Below are 18,597 nucleotides of genomic sequence, written 5' to 3' on the forward strand. Positions count from 1 at the left end.
GTGTTCCTTTCCCTGTTTATTTGACCTTGTTTAATTAACCTTCACAAGCATTTCAGTGTCGTGTTCTAAACTCGAATGCGGTTCATTATAGTAGCGGGTTCCAATATAGAATGCTTTTCCTTCTTCGATTTCGAGGTACATCATATACATGTCAACATCTATAGCATTCACCAAGTACCCATAATAGAGTTGTTCACCGCTGGCATTTGAGAAAGCCAGCTTTTTTCCCAACCTTTTATCCGACTCAGAATTTTCCTGAATCGCATAGGTTCCTTCATCTAAAAGGATCTGTTCTTTTTCATCGGTTAGAGTAAAGTGGTTATTCTCGGATAGCTCCAGATAATAAGTACCTCCAGGGCTATAATCAGGATTCGCTGCACCCTTATCAACCTCTCGTTCCGGCATATCACCATTCCATGTCCCCATGATCGTTTCCTTTTCAAATGGTGTTGGCACATAGCGCTTCTGATGATTCAATAATGTTTGGTAATTACTAAGGGGTGAAATGACACCCACAGCTACAGCGATTATTAGTACAATCGCCAGGCTAAGCTGAATAATCAATTTCATATTAGTATTTTTCATCATTTTCTTAGTGGAGCAGATTTTGCTATCTGCTCCACTCCCTTCCTGTTATTATTTGTTTTTATTTTGGATTTGGTCGATTATTACACAAGTAGGCATAACTGCCCCCGTTCATAAACGCCCGCTGCGTTGTTGAGCCTTTAACGGCATTGTCAACACTAACATACCAATACTGTGAAACCCATGTCTGCCCATTAAATGGCGGGTGTGTATATAAATCGGAATTGAAATCGTAGAAAATGTCCGTTCCGCGTTTCACATACACATGAGTTACAGCTGAATTCTGTGGAGGATGCGGTCCATATATACACGTCTCATTATGAATCGACGGATCAAAAAACCACTCATCACAACGATTCGACATGACATCAGTATAGCTTTCATACTCAACTTGTTTCCACTGGGCATAGATGGTTACATTGCTAGTTACGGCAGTCGAAGCACTTACTATTGATCCGCCACTCGAAGCCGTATACCAATTTTTAAAGGTATATCCGGTGCGGGTTGGGGTTGGCAAACTGCCGATTGTCGAACCATGTGTTACACTACGTGATGTTGGACTTACCGAACCACCATTGGCACTGAAGGTGACGGTATAGGTTTTAATCGTCCAGTGGGCATAGATGGTCAGGTTACTGGTTACCGTTGTTGATGCACTCACTGCCGAACCTCCTGAAGCCGATGTATACCAGCCATTAAAAGAATATCCGGTACGCGATGGAGTTGGCAGGCTTCCAATTGTTGAACCATATGTTACGCTGCGTGCTGTCGGACTTACCGAACCGCCGCTAGCATTAAACGAGACGGTAAAAGTCTTGAGTGACCATTTTGCATAAATGATAGTATCCCCGGAAATCGGTGTTAGTTGATTCCATGGGATTGTACCCGCTGGATTGGTATACCACCCGGCAAATTGATAGGCAATACTTGGTGCGGATGGCGTTGGCGGATAGGATGCCGTTGATCCATAAACAACCGATTGAGAACTTCCCCCACTACCGCCATTGGGATTAAAGCTCACGGTATAGGTATTGATCTGCCATTTCGCATAATAAGTCGTCGCTTCTGTAATAGTTGTTGCTGGATTCCAGGGGGTCGTTCCGGCAGCAGTGGTATACCAACCTAAGAAGGTATGTCCCGGTCGGGTTGGGATGATTGGTGCAACAGGGGCCTCATTATGATAAACCTGCTGAGTGCTGCCACCACTTCCGCCATTTGCATTAAAGGTCACGGTGTAGTTCATGCGCTCCCATTTGGCATAATAGGTAATGCCATTGGGCGGGAATTTCTCTGGAAGCTGCGTAATGGCAGTACCACTGAATGCGGCATTATCAAACCACCCTCTAAACCAATAGAAACCGGCTCGTGTAATACTTGGCGGTGTGCGATCCACAATCGCTTCGTCCGTATAGCCAAATAGATCTGTCACTTCTGTACCGAGATTTTCTTCGAATTTCACAAAGGAGGGATTCGCTTCCCACTCGGCATAAACCGTTGTCGTGTTTAATATCTGATCTGTTTGGTAATTCCATGCGTTTAGGCAGGCCGACTCTTTATACCAACCTTTGAAGGTGTAGCCATTACGCAGCGGTAATTGCGTCGGTTCTGTGATCGTTAATTGATAATCCTGTCGAATGCTGGGAATACTTAAATCACCACCATTTTTATCGAAATTGACCACATACCCGTAAGGTAGACCAGCGGGACTTATGACAGCTGATTTTCCTTCTAAGGATAATGGCAATTGATCCAGTAGGGTTCCCTCAACCCACAGGTTTTCCAATTTGATCAGATCACCCATGGTTAATGGTAGATATTTTAGATTACTATTGTGTGATAGGTTTAATCTTTTTAGTTTGGATAAACCTGTAATGCTGGTCGGCAAACCGCTTAATTCGTTGGAGCTGATATTCAAGTCTTCCAGGCTCACCAGATCAAGAATAACCGACCTGATTTCTGCCAGATTATTCGCTGAGAGATTGAATGATTTAAGTGCTGTCCAATTTTTAATCGTTGCGTCTGGCAAATCAGTATACTCATTTTGACTGAGATCAAAAAGCTCCAGGTTTTTTAAATCGCCAAACAGTGCCGGAATCGCATCAAGCTTATTCTCTGAAGCCCTAAGCTCTTTTAACTCAATAAGCGATCCGATGGAATACGGCATAACCTCCAGTTCGTCATCCGAAATGTTCAGATACTTAAGCGCCAAAAGGTTCCCGATATCAATTGATAAATCCTTAATAGGATTACTGCTCATGTCCAGATATTCCAGAGAAATGGTATCCCACAATGCTGTCGGTAAGACATCGATTCTGTTATTACTGATATCCAGGTAACTTAAATTAACCAGATTACTGACATTTTTAGAAAACACATCAATTTGATTGTCGCTTAAATCCAGTCTCTCCAGTTGATTCAAGTTCCAAAGCTGCTCATCCACTAATTTAATTGCATTATGATTAAGATCAATCGACTTTATTTGACTAAGCTCACCAATCTCATTTGTTACTGTTGTGATCTGATGATTAGTGAGCGATAGATTGGTCAGATTTTTAAGTGATCCGATTCCATCCATACTTTTGATCGCACCACCATCGCTGACTAACATATTGACCGTGTCCAGATCATAAAGCGTCAACACCTTTGTGGTTATTGTAGGGATTGGGTTGCCAGATCGATGGGGTTGCTGATTAATCTCCTGACGAACAACTTCGGCCATCGCCACATCCGGGAAAAAATCAACCAGACGATATTTGTCTTCGTCCCACCTGGCATAGAGTGTCAGATTGTCTAAAACCGGGGTATTGGCAAAATCCCATTGATTAGCAAAACTTGCCTCCCGATACCATCCCAGTAGCGTAAAGCCGTATCGCGTGGTTTCTGGCTCGGCAAGCGTCTGATCATAGGGGCAACTCACCGTATCAACCGGAGTACCACCATTTGTTTCAAATTGTACCGTCATATCATTAGCCTGCCACTTCGCATAGAGCGTAATCGAGTGACTTGGTATCGTATCCGTCGAAAAATTCCAGGGATTGCTTAATTCGCTGTCCTTAAACCATCCGGCAAAGGAATAACCGTGCCGAGCAGTCAGGGTTTTTGATTCATCGATGGTCACTCCATAGTCCAAAACCAGGTTGGCAACTTCACTCCCTCCATTTTCCTGAAATGATGTTACATATTGATTAATTGACCATTTGGCATAGTATTGAATGTTGCCAATCGGGAATTGATCCGGCAGCTCAGTAATTTGCGCTCCAGTAAAACCCGGATTCCCATACCAACCGGCAAAAGTATAACCATCCCGCTCGATTAACGGCATCGCTCGATTAACGATCTCTTTTCCGGTCCAGCCAACCAAAGTCGGATTTACGATGTTTCCTCCATTGGTAATAAATTCAATCACGGCAGCATCCTCAACCCATTTGGCATAAAGAGTCATATCCCGGGAGACCTTTGCGGTAGTAAAGTCCCACCGTTCTGAATAGGTGTCGTTGGTGTACCAGCCTTCCAGGGTGTACCCGGCTTTGATCGGAGTAACGGGTTCTGGAATCAAATTACCCCCTTGAATAAACTGATCGGGTACCGATGTTCCTGCAATGGTTTCAAACGAGATCTTGAATATTTTCGGCGTCCATTTTGCATAGAGTACCGTATCCCCCATAATTCGGTCACTGGCCCAGATCCAGACATTCGTACAGACGGAATCTTTATACCAGCCTGAAAATATATATCCGACTCGGGTAGGCGGATTGGGAGCTAAAATAACAGTGTCATATGCTGCCTTTATGTCATCAATCGTACTTCCACCCTGAGTATTGAAAGACACATTAAATTCCTTTTTCTCCCACTGCCCGTATATGGTGGTGTCTTGAGAAACCGTATCAATTTCAAAATTCCACTGGTTTTCAGTGGCGATCTCTTTATACCAGCCAACGAAAGTGTATCCTTCCCGTAAGGGATCCGTCGGTCTAGCGATATTTGACCCATATGATACTTGAACCGGGGCATAGACACTCGATCCTCCTAGTGGATCAAAGTTAACCGCATAGGCATTTATTGCCCAATTAGCGTATATTGTGGTCGTGGCTGTGATTTTTTCTGTTGTGAAATCCCACAACTCTGTGTAGGTGTTGTCTTTATACCAACCAGTGAACGTATACCCCTCTTTGGCTGGTGCGTCAGGAATACTCACCAGGTGATTATATTCCACACTCTGGGAATCAGTAATCGTACCACCATTGCTATCAAAATAAACTTCATACGTCAATGGTGTGGTTATAATTTCTTCGAAAAGAGTATAGATGCTTTTAACCGGTTCGATGATAAAGTCATAGATAATGGGAATATCCGGATCGATTAACACGTCTACATCAAATGAATAGGCGCTCGACTCTCCTGCCCCTTCGTTAATGGCTTTAAACTGGTAGTGATTGATGCCAAGATTGATCGGAACAAACTCAATGGTCCATATGATCTCATTGGATAGTTCATTTACCGTCCGACTAATCAGCATCCCATCCCCCAGGGAATCGATGCCAAATTGTTTGCCTGCTCCGCTGTCAATGTTCGTAAAGGTCAGATTCTTCGTGGCCCGATTTGTCACCACTTGAATTTTAACCGTATCGTTTTTATAAAAAGGTGCTTCTGTAATGGCATTGACAGATTTAACAACTGGTGCCACGCTCTCATCCAAGGTATCTTCCCCGGGCACACTAGAAGGTGGTACCAGATTTTCTGGAAGATCCGTTGGCACCGTATCACCCACCTTCGGATCCGGTGGCGTACTTTCCTCCAATGGCCGGATCGTCAACGTCCGATGGGTATACTCATTTCCTCCGGAATTAATAGTGCCCTCCGGATAAGGTGAGATCGACATTTCCAGATCATAGCTGGTCACCGTATCCACGTCCGGGGTACGCCATTTTAAATAGCTGTAGGACTCGGTTTTTACTGGCGCCACCAGCGAATCCGTGCCGATTACTTCGCCGTTGATCTTATAGGTAACCGTCAGCTCACTCCCCGGGGTGGCATTAATATTGGAGTAGACCGGGGTACTTAAAACAACGTCCGTATTGGGCCGATAATCGTTATCCCGGGGCTTATTGTATTCGGCTGGTTTAATCCATCGGGACATACCCCAACCGCCGTATTTAGTCTGTTGATCACTGAACCAGCGATTAAAAGGAATGGCAGCGTTCTGGTCTACCCCGGAGCCAGCTGCCAACCCATACCAGGTACTATTGGTAATCACCGAGTTTCCCATCAGTAGAAAAGCCAACCGGGAAACATGCTGGCGATTGGCATTAGGCTTCCAGGCATCCGACTGTTGTCCGGCCCAGGCCGTCCAGCGGGTTTCGTCGTACCTCCAATCCATCTGGTGCTTGATCTGAGAAACCGCAAAATCAGTGGCCGATAGCGCATAGCCGTAATAGGATCCCGGATGGGCGGTATCCTTCACATAGACAATCGATACCGGCTCATAAACAATTAACCATTCCACCTGATTGGTGGGATTGTCATTAAGAGCATCCGGCAATATTCCATCTGGATTCCAGCCTGTCCGTGTTTCACCGTCAATGGTGAATTCAAGCCCTTGAATTAGTCCTTCCGGGTCCGTTCCCTGCTTACTAGCATAGAAATTAAGTAGTTCGTCCATAACCGAAGAACTATTAAAATAATTAGCAACCTTGGTAATGTTTCCCACTGAATCTCCGTAAATAACACCGTTGTCGTAAATATCACCATCACTGAGTTGCGGAACATATGGCGGTTTGTCAACCGGATTTAGTAAATAAATCCCACTTCCAGATGCAAGCTGTACTGGATCCAGTGCATTGACATCCCCGCCTTTGCTCTGGAGCTCCAGTAGAGTATCTACCTTGTTTTCCTTGGAAAAGAATAATCCGGAAATATTCGATGGCCGGGAACCAGCAGCCCAGCCATTCCAATTGGAAACCGGAGTCAGGTAAACGGCCTGATTACCAATCCGGTAAAACTCATTCATATTCGATGAATCCTTATTGACCGTGTCCGACTTGGCCAAGAAAAGTGACGCTTTCCACATATACTGATCACTGTAGTAGAAAGCATCTTCGGTATAGGTCGGGTTTCCGGGCACGGTACTGGAATTATCTTCAGCCCTGACCACAATGGGTGTCATTCCCCACAATAAACCTGTCAGTAAAACAGTCAGCACCAGCAACCACAGTGGCCCGAACCGACTTTTAATACGCACGTCCATTCATTCCTCCTTATTTTCTGCATAAAAAAAGAACAATCCGTAAATTGTTCTTCTCTAATGTTAATTATTAAAATATCAGTTCGTAAATCCAGTTCCCGATCCATCTCCACCGCCAAAGTGAGTAGTATCTCCGGCTGTCGCCCCTAAATCACCATCCCATCCGCCACCGCTGCTCTCCGCTGCCGGCGGTTCATAAGCTGGCTCTTCATAGGCTGGCTCAACATAGGTATCCTGGGGTGCTTCATAACGTCCCCCGGTTTCTTCACTGGTGTAGACCGGCTCTGATTCAATTGTCGGGGTATCAACGGTGGTCACATTGCTTTCTACCACGGTGCTGTTATCATTGGTGACGGTTTGGGTTTCAACCACCTTGCTTTCCACTGGGGTGGAGGTTACTACCGTTGTTTTTTCGGTATTGATCTCCTGAACCTTCACTGTTTTTTCATTTGCAGTGGACTGCCAGGTATCTGTATTGTTGGGTAAAAGTGTATAAATGCCAAGGCCAATCATGCCAGTCATCAGAACTCCGCCAATACCAAGAACGATCCGCTGTTTCAACGTTGTTTTTGCCAACCAGGTAGTCAGTGCTGCTACATTTGTTTTCATCATTTTACCTCTCTCTTTCATCATCTAAAAATTATATCAGAATACACCATAATCAACTTCTTGTCAAGGTTTAATTTAACTATTATTATATTTATTTTTTTACCGACAAATTTCTTTCCCATCGGAAACATTTAACAAGCAGGCTTTTTTCTTTTTTCAATCCCTATTTCCAACCGATTAATCATAAGCTCCTTTTTATCCAGCAGTCTACGTTGCTTAGCAATGAGACTACCCTTCCACTACCGCGATTAAACCAAAACCGATCAATAACATTTCCATCGCTTCACGCCATTTTTTTAATCAATCAAAAAAGAACAATTGACTAATTGTCCCCTACTGTTTATTCCATAACATTTGATTTCTAAGCTGTTTCCTGTTCTTAATTTTGTTTCCCGAGGAAACAGGATTACATTTCCGGTTCCCAATCGTCTTCATAAATCGGTTGATATTGATTCAGTTGTTGTTTCAACTGCATGCTGTCATTATTTAGATTTTCATCTGACGGTTTTTCCATATCTCTGGTAATATTTTTCATTATATTCCACTCTTTGATGGCCTCTTTAACATCTTCCTTCAATTGTGCCATTTCCCCATGTTCATATTTAAAATCAATTGTCGCCCACCATATATCACACTCATCTTCGTTTTCAGGATCATTGTCGATTTCAATATAACCACATAAGAATCGGTTTTTTTCAATAAAAGCATTAAGCTCCATCGGATCCTTTGAAACTATTTCGATACACAGATACCGTTCAAAATCGTAAAGTTCCTTTTCGCCGGTTTCGAATCTGTAAATCTTTCTAATTTTAATCATCGCAATTCCTTCATTATTTTATTATCCTTGCAAAACTCGTCCTTTTAAAGACTTGTGATTGAAAATAAAAAAAGAACAATCTTCAAATTGTTCTCATCCGTTTATTCATATATTTGATTATCAAGCAAATTTCCTGTTCCTATTTTGTTTCCCGAGGAAACAAAACTACATTTCCGGCTCCCAGTCGTTCTCTTTTTCATCTTCAGAAATAAGCTGCATTTCCTGATTGAGCAGTGGATGATCCTGATCAAAGAGCAGATTCTCAAATAACTTGATCAAATAGGCATCGGTATGACTGATGTTTTTTACTTGATTGCTATAATTGGCTCGTACCAGGGCATTTCTGAAATAAAGCGCATTTTCTTCAAAGGGATCATTATTCACCTGAAAACCCAGGCCGTTTAAATATTGAACTATAAATACTGCCACCGTTCGGGTGTTTCCTTCCCGGAAGGGATGCACCTGCCAGATGGAAGAAGTAAAGCTGCAAATACTGCTGATCTTTTCCTGATCATCCATGTTGACGTAATTTTTCTTTTTTTCTGTCTCAAAGTCATAGGCCAGGGTATCTTCAATCATGAAATAATTGGCATAAGAAACGCTCTCACCGCGTAGAACAGGCTCTTTTTTATAGATATTTTTCTCCCTGAAAGTCCCCACCCATTCCTCCGGCAGAATATTTTTAAAAAGATACCGATGAATACCCTTAAGGGATACCGGACTTAGAACAAAGCCGGCGTTATCCAGCAGAGAAGCAATCCGTGTCGAGACAATGTCGCATTCTCGCTCACTTTTTACCTGATCGTCTTCCGGTAAGGTCTGATAATGATTGACCAGGGCATTTTCAACTTCCTGATAAGAAAGCTTCCCGCTGAAATGATCCGGAAGTAATTCATTGGTCAGATATTCGGACGGGTTTAGCTGATCGATCTTATTCAAGCCAAAACCGATATTCCAGTATTTTTCTTTTTGATTTCGATCCGTTGTTTCTTCGATCACTTGATAAGTCCCAATATATTTTTGTTCAGTCATTGTCTCACCCTTGCTTTTCTAAACATTCTTTAGCTTCATTATAGCACATTCAAGCATTTTTATAGTCACATCCTTTCGCTCAATTTCAATTTTTAATCGCTTTAACCAAACAGCTTCGACCACGACAATCCCAATTAGTACTACTGAAACGATGATCATTATTTCATTCCAATTCTTCTATCTGGTTTTTAATCTGTTTCCCATTCTCATTTGTTTCCCGCGGAAACAAGTTTACCTTTCCGACTCCCATTATTTTCTTTTTAGGTAAAGAATAAATAGTACGCATTAATGATCAAGCTCATGATCATCGCAAAGATAATAAATACCAAGCCAGAAATCTTTAACAGCATTTTGATTCGGTTATTCCTTTTGTCTTTTAAAATGCTCGGAATCATCTCGAATAAACAATTTTTTATCAGTATAATATCCACACCACAAAACAATAGCCATAAAACAACAAGCTCAATTTTAATCGGCATACTATCCAAAGGTTTTTCTCCTTCTATCTGCTTTTTCTTTTTTAATCACCTTTTCCTGTTTCAGCAGTGATTGGATAAAACAACTGATTAAAGAACGATAGATTAAATACTCGTTTAAATTGATGGTTGGATTGTTATTTTTTAAACTGCTGAAGCCGTTGATGCAATACCATAAACGATGGTATGCATCCTTATAGTGGCCGATTTCAATGGCCATCAGAGCTTTACAGGCCATCATAAACTGGCATCCCATCATCTCCCGTGTGTAATAAGGGGCTATTATTTTTTCCTCGTAACAGCGTTCTATATAGTGTTTTTGAAATCTTTCCAGGTAGTGCAGACCTTTAATCAGGATCGGCTTCATATCTTTTTCATTAAATGGAGCATGAAAATAATCCGTATGCCAGTAATCATTGGGTTGAATCTCATTTAAAATATCAACCAGCGGTTTTGCTTTTGCCAGTAAACAAGGCATTTCCTCATTTACCTCTATCTGAACCATCGTCTTTAATTCTGTTATATTATTCATCACATTTATTTCCCTCCCAACCTTTCTGGATTTTTATTTTTATAATGCGCTACTAAAACTTTGGTGTATAACCAGATACCGTTACCCGCTCCACCACAATCGGGGGAGCGTTAAACATGGCTCCCAAAAACCGCCAGGGCACTGTGATGGTATTGGTTGTTTCGACGGTAAGGGCATCCCCCTCAGCAGCCGCCAATTGGGTGTTTGTGATCTTCACTGTTGTATCCTTTGGCCTTAAGGAGAACAGCACTTCACCGGCATCATCTTCCTTGACCCAGGTGTTGCCATCTACTTTAAAGTCGATCATTTTTTTCATTTGAGCAAGGATTTGTTCCCGGTTCATCACTTCTTCCCAATCATCCGTCAACTCGGCCTTGGTGTATGTTCCGGCATAACCTTCCCGGACACCCTGATAGACCTCGTCCCAGTTTTCCATCGCTACGCCCTGAACCGACTGCTCTACCGCCTGATCCAACTGGATGAAAATAGAGAAAAACCTTAAATATTCATACATTGCACAAAATATCATTAACAGAATAAATAACAATACCGCAACCATGGGAATGGACATTCCGGCATCCGCTTTTTTTAACCACTTCGCCAATGCCATCATTTATAGTACACCCCACTTCGTCCACTGGCAGGCACAACCAGTTCAACGTTGATACCATCCCCGATAAAACTACTAAACCATGAAAAATCAGATTTTACAGTAACCTGAATGGGATCGTTAATCTGGACATTTTTCGATCCGCCGATATATTTTGTTCCGTTAAAACTGATTTCTTTTGTTTTTAATCCAGTTTTTGCTTGCAAATCTTCATAAGTATCAATTACTGTATTTCCCGTATTTCCCACCAGCTCGGCATCCCGTAAGACTCCATGGGCGATGTAGTTTAGCTTCTGATATTGAGTCCATACAGGTAAAACTCCCAACATCAGGGTTAAAACAAACATTGCTAACAGGAAGAATATCGAAAACTCCAATATGCCTGAACCTTTGTCAACTTTCATATAAACTCTCCTATCCGAAAATACTTGGTAGTGTAGTCATGATGTCATACCCAACGGCATAGACAACCATGAGCAGAAATGTAAACAGTAAAATGTAGGGGTACTTCTTTATTTTTTCTAGTCGCCGGTTCATTTCCTTTTTTAGCCGGTTCTTATCAAAAGACCGCAACTGAATCGCCAGTTGCTCAAAGTAGACCCCGATATCATCCCCCCTCAAAACAGCAATTAAGCCCTGGGTCACATCCGACAAAAGCGAGCTGACTACCCGGGCATCCAGGCGTGAAACAGCATTTTCATAATCCGATGTTTTCATATCGGCAATGGTCACTTCCAATTCTTCCCCCAGTTCTCCGTCAGAGATTTTTCGGTAGTCAATGAGAATCGCCAGTAGATCCTGTCGTTTTTTAATTTCCTGTTGTACGGTGTTGACGAACCGGGGTAATTCGCGCTCGATTTTTTCACGACGTTTCCGCATCAATTGATCAATCATTCCGATCTGGGTCGAGAACCGTTGTATCGCATAGAAAAGCAGAATACACGTAAAAATCGGATGAACAGACAACAGAATTAAACCAACGCCAGCATAAATGCCCGACTCCACAAATGCCCGGCCATAGACCATTTCCGGCGTATCCAATGATCCCAGGGACTTAAGGGCATTGTTCATTTTTTTCCGTTTATAAGGATTGATCCGAACATAGGGTATGATCAAATGGGATACCTTAAAAATAAAGGCATCCAGAACATTGACCTTTTCCTTCTTTTTTTTACCGACTGCCATGATTGTTTTAATCTCACGATGGGTTGGCACGTCAAAAATACCTCCAACCATCTGGAATAACCCATAGCCACAAAGCATTGCTAAAAAGATTAAATAGGCCGTATTATTCATGAAAAAACCTCCTTTTACTATCAACTGTATTCAATGGGCTTGATATCTTTAATAGCAGCATTAATCGAGATGAAAATCATCGTCAGAACAACGGCCAGAATGATCTTACCACCCCATGAATACATCAGTCCCCGGTACCAATCCTTATTGATGAAATAAAAAATAACCGGCACACCAACATTCATAAATACCATAGTGCCAACAATTCTTAAAGGCGCATGCAAATCCGTTCCAAAGTCGTCATTCGTTTCTTTGATATCCGTAAATTTGCGGACAATCGCCGGCAGCGTTTCAATCAGGTTGGGATTGTCCTGGCAGGCAATCACCGACCGGCACCACTCCTTATAAATCTGATTATCGATTTTCTCACTCATTTCCAGCAACGCCCCCGGAATATCCGCCGTGATATAACTGATATCAAAGACAAAAGCTTCAAACGCCGGTAACAGCGGCGGATTGATATGGTGCAAGTTTTCCTCGATGGCTTTGACGATATTTCGTGATCGACTGTAGGATGTGGTGATGATCGACAGTGTTTTGTTAAGCTCATCGTTTAATTCTTTACGATAGGTTATTTCTGCCAGCTTGATGTACCAGAACGGGAACAAGGCCATTCCAACGCCAAGCACTGCCGATATCAAGATGTTTTCCATCATTAATCCGAGGATCAGGCCCGCAATAAACAAAATCGTCGCTGCCATGACCAGGATCGTAAAGACGCTTTCCCGATTGGTCGTTTTTAAGATCATCTGGGCTTCCCGGATGGTTGTGGTCAGCCCCTGAAATGGCGTTCGACGGTCTTTTCTGACGGTCTTTTTAATCACCGATTGAATATCGCTCTTATCATTGACAATCCGATCCATGAGCCGGCTTGTCAGCTCAAAGGGCGATACATTAAATAACAAGCACAGGCCCACAAGAAGCAGCGTAAAGATAGAAAGGCTTATCCCATTCATATCGCCTTACCTTCCTCGCCCAGTTGCTCATCAATGAAACGCTCCAGGGTACGCGTCGGGACACCATTGGTAATAAGCCATTGTTGCAGACTTTTTGACATGTTGTTGCGCTTGACAAAATGGCCTTTGATAATTGTTTTTGTATCTGAAATTTTTTCCGAGCTGTCTATCTCATAGTCATACAGGGTTCGAAAGTTTGAATCTCCATGCTTATCAACAATACACTCGGTAATCTCCATCACCTTTCGGGAATAATCGTCCAGCCGTTTACAGAATATCGCAATAGTAAAGGCTTCACATACCAATCGGTACAGCACCTTATCTTCCAGAGTTGAATCCAGCATACAGAGTGTCAGCATCCGGGTATAGGCTGCCCGGCAGGAGTTGGCATGAGTGGTTGTCAAAACCGCATGGCCGGTTCGGGCTGCTTCCTGGGCAGCATAAGCTTCTTCCCCTTTCATTTCCTGGGGGACGATAATATCGGGATCACAGGTTAGCGCTGTTTTTAATAACTCCCTCGAGTTAATTGTCCCGTGAGTTTTCCAGTGAACAACGTTATTATCAATAATCCCATTTTCATCCCGGGTTACCAAATCCAGTTCTCTGACATTTTCTTCAATGGAGATGATCCGTTTACGTTTATCCACATCTCCGAGAATTCCGTCTAAAGTTGTCGTTTTTCCGGAGCTGGTCGATCCGGCCACAACCCCACTCAAGCCACTGGAAGCGCACAGATTGATAAAATCAAACATTTCCTCTGTGAGGGTTTCCTTCCGGATTAAATCATCCCTTCTTAACTTGCTGGGATTGACAAAACGAATCGATGCCTGAACGCCCCTTTCCTCATCAATAATCGGTGGGCAGACTGCGGTAATTCGAATATTGTTTTTTAAGTATCCAGTCACAACAGGAGTTGCAGCGGACAACGTTTTTTCTGATTGCTGAAACAATAACCGGATCATGATGTTTTTGGCTGATTCAGCAGACAGGAAAGTTTCCGGGGCACGAACCACATCGCCATTTTTATAATGGAGCACCACGCTATCATAACTATTGATATTGATTTCCTCCAGCTCCTTATTTTCATTTTCCAGGTAAGCTGTTAAGATCCCATATTCACCCATTTCTGAAAAGATCCGGTTAAGCAGCTCAATGCTGGAGTATCCATCGATTAACACCCGATGATCTTCAATATACTTACGAATATCTTTTTTAATTAACGCTTCATTCTTTTTTACATCACCCAACGCCTTGGAATTGGTTCGGCTGATATATTGTTGTATCCGCCCGATCAGATCCAGCAGCTCCTGATTGCGCTTGTATAGACTGTTCATTCGATTTCCTCCTTCGCTTTTCGAAATGGAATTTTAAAAAGCTTGCGCTTTGACGTTTTTTCTTTTTTAATGCGCTCTTTTTTAGGTTGTTTAGCCAGAAATCCGGGTTTTCTTTTTTTATTTTTCTGGACTGAGTTTTCTTCCTGGAGCAGCTCTTGACTTAACTGACTGAGTGCATCCACAAACTCCCGATTCCGTTTTGTTTGTTTAAGCGACTTGATGGAGGTTTCCTCCAGATAAGCCATCTGAATATCCATACTGTAAGGAAAGGCATAATCGACGCCACCGTATTTATCCCCCACCAGCAGCCAGGAGTCAAAATCCCAGGGGTTATTCAACACCTGGATAACATTGTCCCGAAACCCGGTAAAGTCCTGAAGCATGGCGGTGGTTCCATTAAAAAAGGCGATACTCTTTAAGTCACCGCCACCGACCATGACACAGCTTCCATAACGCAATCCATACTGGGTAATCCAATCGTTATGAAAGCTGGATTGTCCATCAATGATGGCATACTTGAATTTTTGACCCAGGGTAACAAACAAGTCAATCACCTGGGGTTCCACCACTTCCGGATAACTGCGTTTGGAATCCTCACTGCGATACCCCAAAAAGGCCAGGTATTTATTCTTGGGATGATTCACCAACGTTTTTAGCAGTTCTTCCTGATCAAACCCGGCCATGGTAATGATCTTTCCCAGGGATCCGCCCTCCTTATTGAGACTGGGAAAGAGGTAGGATAAGGGACTGGCCTGATCCTCTGTAAAAATCAGCACAACATTTTCCTTTGTTTTTTCACTGATATGTTTGGCCAGCTCCAGACTGAGGGTTGTTTTTCCCCCGCCCGGGGATCCCCATACGGTGATTACTTCCATGTTGGCACCTCCTTTTCTGGAGATAAGTGCTGATCAGAATTATCTAAATAATTCCCCCCCCCATCTGCATTGATAAAATCCCTATCAAAATTTTCACATAAATTCTTATACTCGCTCATGGGATCAATAAAAATAATTCGGGATCCCTTTGTATATTCCTCCATCAAAGCAATGAATTTATCTGTGATACTCATTCCTGCACCGCTAACCCCGAGCACAAAAACATTGGGGCTGTTCTTTTCCTTATCTGGTTTCCATAGTTTTAAAAAAGGTTGACCGTCATTCGTCACCGGGCCATAATAAATACCTTCCTGTCTATCTTTCAATTTATCCTGCTTATTCATATCCAACCTCCTGTTTTTCATCTTCTGCCATGAATTAACAGTCACAGCAATTTATAAATCTATCATTTTGTTTCCCGAGGAAACAGATTAAAATCCACTCGCTTTAAAAACTTCTTCCTGTTTTTGTAAAAACTGGTTGGCTGTGTCCTCATCTCCCCGATACATCAGGGCAAAGACGATGTTTCCATTCTTTTCAAGTCCGGTGAGTAGCTGTGCCTGGGTTTTATTGACCAGCAGCGTCACCGTCGCCGGCAGCTCGGTATCATCTGATAATTTTTCTCCACCCATATCCACCCCGGTCTGAGTGGTCACCGCAAGTACCTTCACATATTGGAGTTCCGGATAAACAGTGCTTCGGTTACCCACTGCTTCGGCATTGTTTAAAATCATCACGATATCCCCGGGCATGAGCTTTCCGGAAATCCCATTGGCAAAATCCTTAATGGTCACTGACACAATCTGTTTCCCGCCATCCAGGGCACTCATATAGTTTCCACTGGTGATCATGTCATTAACCAGCTTACTTTGCAGTACATAGTCTCCCGATTCCAACTTTGCGGTGGAATACTTACCAATGACCTCATTCTTACTTTTGATGGTGCTAGTCGGTAAATTGTATCCGCTAACCTCCACTTCCTCAACATTCCGTTCGGTGAGTTGATCCCCCACCCGGATGGTTTCTTTGACCCGTACAATCGTTGTTGTATTGCCAATCATGCCCGTGCACATGGGCACAATCACAAAGGCCAATAACAACGCAAACACGACCACAAAAAAACCAATCAGCATCTTGCCTCTATTTTTCACAGATACACCATCCTTTCTAATAACATTACTGCAATCATAAAACCCGAGCATAGAAACGGCGCAAAAGCAAACACTTCATCGCGTTTCAGATGCCTGGCCCGGGCCCATAGGATGCCCAGAAATAATCCGATCATCAGACCAGTTACGCCAGCATCCCACCCCAGATAAAATCCACAAACGGCGACAAGCTTAACATCCCCTAAACCAATTGCCTGATCCTGTCCGGTGATCATTCTAATCAGCCAACCGGAAACTACCATCAGAATACCCAAGGTCAATGCCCCGAGGATGGCCTGCTTTACTAACCATTCTCCGCTGATTCCGATGCATCCCACTAATAAAATCAGGGGATGGACAAATCGGGGAATGGTCTTCGTTTTTAAATCAAAGTATCCGATGTAAAACATCAGACAACAAAATAATCCGGTGCGTAAAATAATCACCGGATCATCCATTACCAACAATAAAAATAATAAAGGCGTTGCCACAATGAATGCAGTGGATAAAAACGCCTTTTCAAACTGCCTTTTTAATACCGATCCCATCAGGAACCAGCAACCCAAAACGCCACTAAATCCTAACGCTGCCATATGGCCCTCCTATTCCCACTCATTAAGATGGATGTAGGCATAGTGTTTACGGCCACGGTAATAGCTAAAAATATGTTGCAGCATATCCAAAAAAGACTGATTATCTTTCTCGCTTTTTTTTAGCACCAGATAGGAAGACAACATAATCGCCAAGGCACCGAAAAATGTTCCAATCGGATCGGCAAAAGTAACATAGTAAAGAGCACATATGATGACGGTGATGCACACCATCACCCCCATCAGAAAAACTTCCCTCACTTCCATCCCCTCAATCACCTGGCGGTTGGCTTTAATCCCCATTGGGATATACAGTTCCTCGTGATACTCCATAAATTCCTCCTTTCCCTGTTTCCCGAGGAAACAGCTTTATGTGATATAAGCCAGAATCACATCCCGAAATGGGATCAGGGTATTGGCAATGACACAGAAGATTAAAACGTGTCGAATCCGCCGGATATATACACCCCTTTCGTCTGGTGAATGAATCATGTGGGTAATGCAGTAAACTACCCGATAAACAACACCAGCATTGATTAAAAATAACAGCAGATTATAGATGTTATTTAAATCCGAAAAATAATCAATGGTTTCCATACGACTCCTTTCCCTTTGATCTCTTTGTCATTTACTTAACCGACCGCACGGCTACCTCCGTGACTCGGGCAATGGTTAATGCCTTTCCCGATAAATTTGCATTGCCGGTATGAACCATAAACTGCTGAAGTAGAACCGGAGTGGAAATGCCAAATGCCAGGGCACTGAATCCAATCGCAAAATCACCGGTTGCCATCAGTACATAGGATAACAATAACATTGATAGTTGGATAATGGTTGTAATCCCAGCTTTGAAAAAGGTTATCATAAAGGGTGCAAACACCCCGTTATCACTTTCAATGAGTCCCACACAGGCCAGTGGAAAACCGATCTGCATGATCCACATCTGAACACCCCGAGCCAGCATTTGAAAATAGAGCACCATTGCACCGATAAAGAAAAAAAGCACTGCAAAAGGCCCCATACTCGCTTCGATCAGACTTTTCACAAAGTTTTCTTCATATAAAAACTCTGAATTCATACTATTGAGAATTTCATACAAGACCCCGGTACACACCCGGGCAAAGATCTGATAGAGCATCGGGAAGGCCACAATCATAACTACGGCTTTAACCATTCGTTGCAGCATCGCCATGGGATCGCTATCAGGATCACCACCAGTCCAGGTAATATAGGTTTCAAAACCACTTTTAGAAAACTTGATTACCAATAGCAGCAGAGCAAGTTTATAAAAAATCTGGGTCAGCCCCGTGGACAAATCGAGTCCCGAAGTATCTCCGATATATTTATCGATGTAAAACACCTGCTCAGCCAAACTTTTAATACTAACGGTAATCACCCCACTATTGTTAATTGCATCAAAGATAAAGTTTTTAAAGATTGGATACATAATTCTCCTTTCTCTCTTTGATTAAAAAAGAAAAAGAACGGTCCAAATA

The 18,597-nt window shown here is 42.7% G+C and carries 18 protein-coding genes; all 18 read right to left on the reverse strand.

Annotated features, from left to right (window positions below; genetic code table 11):
* Window positions 1–30 precede the first annotated feature (30 nt).
* The 18 genes from ACIZ62_RS13895 to ACIZ62_RS13980 all read right to left on the reverse strand — a co-directional run bounded on the left by ACIZ62_RS13895 (window position 31) and on the right by ACIZ62_RS13980 (window position 18,548).
* The gene (locus tag ACIZ62_RS13895) at window positions 31–570 is read right to left on the reverse strand and encodes a hypothetical protein (protein ID WP_414150421.1); all 540 of its coding nucleotides are present in this window, start codon (window positions 568–570) and stop codon (window positions 31–33) included.
* Between the two features lie 76 nt (window positions 571–646).
* Window positions 647–6,829 carry an InlB B-repeat-containing protein gene (locus ACIZ62_RS13900; RefSeq protein WP_414150422.1) on the reverse strand — a complete coding sequence of 2,061 codons (6,183 nt, stop codon included), beginning with the start codon at window positions 6,827–6,829 and terminating at the stop codon, window positions 647–649.
* A gap of 75 nt (window positions 6,830–6,904) precedes the next feature.
* Complete coding sequence (locus tag ACIZ62_RS13905; protein WP_414150423.1) at window positions 6,905–7,438, reverse strand: hypothetical protein; 534 nt, start codon at window positions 7,436–7,438, stop codon at window positions 6,905–6,907.
* A 403-nt stretch (window positions 7,439–7,841) separates the two neighbouring features.
* Window positions 7,842–8,252: a hypothetical protein gene (locus ACIZ62_RS13910; RefSeq protein WP_414150424.1), complete on the reverse strand. Its 411-nt coding sequence runs from the start codon at window positions 8,250–8,252 to the stop codon at window positions 7,842–7,844.
* Between the two features lie 165 nt (window positions 8,253–8,417).
* Window positions 8,418–9,284: a Fic family protein gene (locus ACIZ62_RS13915; protein ID WP_414150425.1), complete on the reverse strand. Its 867-nt coding sequence runs from the start codon at window positions 9,282–9,284 to the stop codon at window positions 8,418–8,420.
* Between the two features lie 480 nt (window positions 9,285–9,764).
* Entirely contained in the window at window positions 9,765–10,292 is a 528-nt protein-coding gene (locus ACIZ62_RS13920; RefSeq protein ID WP_414150426.1) for a hypothetical protein, read from the reverse strand.
* A 52-nt stretch (window positions 10,293–10,344) separates the two neighbouring features.
* Window positions 10,345–10,905: a hypothetical protein gene (locus tag ACIZ62_RS13925; RefSeq protein ID WP_414150427.1), complete on the reverse strand. Its 561-nt coding sequence runs from the start codon at window positions 10,903–10,905 to the stop codon at window positions 10,345–10,347.
* Entirely contained in the window at window positions 10,902–11,306 is a 405-nt protein-coding gene (locus ACIZ62_RS13930; protein WP_414150428.1) for a DUF4320 family protein, read from the reverse strand. The genes ACIZ62_RS13925 and ACIZ62_RS13930 overlap by 4 nt, the downstream gene beginning before the upstream one ends.
* 10 nt (window positions 11,307–11,316) lie before the next feature.
* Window positions 11,317–12,198 (reverse strand): hypothetical protein, encoded by an 882-nt coding sequence (locus ACIZ62_RS13935; RefSeq protein ID WP_414150429.1) that lies wholly within the window; start codon window positions 12,196–12,198, stop codon window positions 11,317–11,319.
* A gap of 20 nt (window positions 12,199–12,218) precedes the next feature.
* Entirely contained in the window at window positions 12,219–13,154 is a 936-nt protein-coding gene (locus tag ACIZ62_RS13940; protein WP_414150430.1) for a type II secretion system F family protein, read from the reverse strand.
* Window positions 13,151–14,488, reverse strand: coding sequence for an ATPase, T2SS/T4P/T4SS family (locus tag ACIZ62_RS13945; RefSeq protein WP_414150431.1), 1,338 nt, complete (start codon window positions 14,486–14,488; stop codon window positions 13,151–13,153). Before ACIZ62_RS13945 ends, ACIZ62_RS13940 begins: the two co-directional genes overlap by 4 nt.
* Window positions 14,485–15,363, reverse strand: a complete 879-nt coding sequence (locus ACIZ62_RS13950; RefSeq protein ID WP_414150432.1) for a hypothetical protein — start codon at window positions 15,361–15,363, stop codon at window positions 14,485–14,487. The genes ACIZ62_RS13945 and ACIZ62_RS13950 overlap by 4 nt, the downstream gene beginning before the upstream one ends.
* Complete coding sequence (locus tag ACIZ62_RS13955) at window positions 15,354–15,707, reverse strand: hypothetical protein (RefSeq protein ID WP_414150433.1); 354 nt, start codon at window positions 15,705–15,707, stop codon at window positions 15,354–15,356. The genes ACIZ62_RS13950 and ACIZ62_RS13955 overlap by 10 nt, the downstream gene beginning before the upstream one ends.
* Before the next feature lie 87 nt (window positions 15,708–15,794).
* The gene (gene cpaB / locus ACIZ62_RS13960) at window positions 15,795–16,514 is read right to left on the reverse strand and encodes a Flp pilus assembly protein CpaB (RefSeq protein ID WP_414150434.1); all 720 of its coding nucleotides are present in this window, start codon (window positions 16,512–16,514) and stop codon (window positions 15,795–15,797) included.
* Window positions 16,511–17,104 (reverse strand): prepilin peptidase, encoded by a 594-nt coding sequence (locus ACIZ62_RS13965; RefSeq protein WP_414150435.1) that lies wholly within the window; start codon window positions 17,102–17,104, stop codon window positions 16,511–16,513. The genes cpaB and ACIZ62_RS13965 overlap by 4 nt, the downstream gene beginning before the upstream one ends.
* 9 nt (window positions 17,105–17,113) lie before the next feature.
* Complete coding sequence (locus tag ACIZ62_RS13970) at window positions 17,114–17,434, reverse strand: hypothetical protein (RefSeq protein ID WP_414150436.1); 321 nt, start codon at window positions 17,432–17,434, stop codon at window positions 17,114–17,116.
* 36 nt (window positions 17,435–17,470) lie between these two features.
* Window positions 17,471–17,698, reverse strand: coding sequence for a hypothetical protein (locus ACIZ62_RS13975; protein WP_414150437.1), 228 nt, complete (start codon window positions 17,696–17,698; stop codon window positions 17,471–17,473).
* A 31-nt stretch (window positions 17,699–17,729) separates the two neighbouring features.
* Window positions 17,730–18,548: a conjugal transfer protein TrbL family protein gene (locus tag ACIZ62_RS13980; RefSeq protein WP_414150438.1), complete on the reverse strand. Its 819-nt coding sequence runs from the start codon at window positions 18,546–18,548 to the stop codon at window positions 17,730–17,732.
* Window positions 18,549–18,597: the final 49 nt, after the last annotated feature.

The sequence above is a fragment of the Acetobacterium carbinolicum genome (assembly GCF_047456275.1).
Lineage (GTDB): Bacteria > Bacillota > Clostridia > Eubacteriales > Eubacteriaceae > Acetobacterium > Acetobacterium carbinolicum.

What these genes read in the sequence shown, in the direction of transcription:
- ACIZ62_RS13920 (WP_414150426.1), bottom strand. Translation starts at nt 10,292, where the DNA reads ATGAATAATATAACAGAATTAAAGACGATGGTTCAGATAGAGGTAAAT.
- ACIZ62_RS13950 (WP_414150432.1), bottom strand. Translation starts at nt 15,363, where the DNA reads ATGGAAGTAATCACCGTATGGGGATCCCCGGGCGGGGGAAAAACAACC.
- ACIZ62_RS13965 (WP_414150435.1), bottom strand. Translation starts at nt 17,104, where the DNA reads ATGGCAGCGTTAGGATTTAGTGGCGTTTTGGGTTGCTGGTTCCTGATG.
- ACIZ62_RS13945 (WP_414150431.1), bottom strand. Translation starts at nt 14,488, where the DNA reads ATGAACAGTCTATACAAGCGCAATCAGGAGCTGCTGGATCTGATCGGG.
- ACIZ62_RS13975 (WP_414150437.1), bottom strand. Translation starts at nt 17,698, where the DNA reads ATGGAAACCATTGATTATTTTTCGGATTTAAATAACATCTATAATCTG.
- ACIZ62_RS13980 (WP_414150438.1), bottom strand. Translation starts at nt 18,548, where the DNA reads ATGTATCCAATCTTTAAAAACTTTATCTTTGATGCAATTAACAATAGT.
- ACIZ62_RS13895 (WP_414150421.1), bottom strand. Translation starts at nt 570, where the DNA reads ATGAAATTGATTATTCAGCTTAGCCTGGCGATTGTACTAATAATCGCT.
- ACIZ62_RS13955 (WP_414150433.1), bottom strand. Translation starts at nt 15,707, where the DNA reads ATGAATAAGCAGGATAAATTGAAAGATAGACAGGAAGGTATTTATTAT.
- ACIZ62_RS13935 (WP_414150429.1), bottom strand. Translation starts at nt 12,198, where the DNA reads ATGAATAATACGGCCTATTTAATCTTTTTAGCAATGCTTTGTGGCTAT.
- ACIZ62_RS13905 (WP_414150423.1), bottom strand. Translation starts at nt 7,438, where the DNA reads ATGATGAAAACAAATGTAGCAGCACTGACTACCTGGTTGGCAAAAACA.
- ACIZ62_RS13925 (WP_414150427.1), bottom strand. Translation starts at nt 10,905, where the DNA reads ATGATGGCATTGGCGAAGTGGTTAAAAAAAGCGGATGCCGGAATGTCC.
- ACIZ62_RS13970 (WP_414150436.1), bottom strand. Translation starts at nt 17,434, where the DNA reads ATGGAGTATCACGAGGAACTGTATATCCCAATGGGGATTAAAGCCAAC.
- ACIZ62_RS13910 (WP_414150424.1), bottom strand. Translation starts at nt 8,252, where the DNA reads ATGATTAAAATTAGAAAGATTTACAGATTCGAAACCGGCGAAAAGGAA.
- ACIZ62_RS13900 (WP_414150422.1), bottom strand. Translation starts at nt 6,829, where the DNA reads ATGGACGTGCGTATTAAAAGTCGGTTCGGGCCACTGTGGTTGCTGGTG.
- ACIZ62_RS13915 (WP_414150425.1), bottom strand. Translation starts at nt 9,284, where the DNA reads ATGACTGAACAAAAATATATTGGGACTTATCAAGTGATCGAAGAAACA.
- ACIZ62_RS13930 (WP_414150428.1), bottom strand. Translation starts at nt 11,306, where the DNA reads ATGAAAGTTGACAAAGGTTCAGGCATATTGGAGTTTTCGATATTCTTC.
- ACIZ62_RS13940 (WP_414150430.1), bottom strand. Translation starts at nt 13,154, where the DNA reads ATGAATGGGATAAGCCTTTCTATCTTTACGCTGCTTCTTGTGGGCCTG.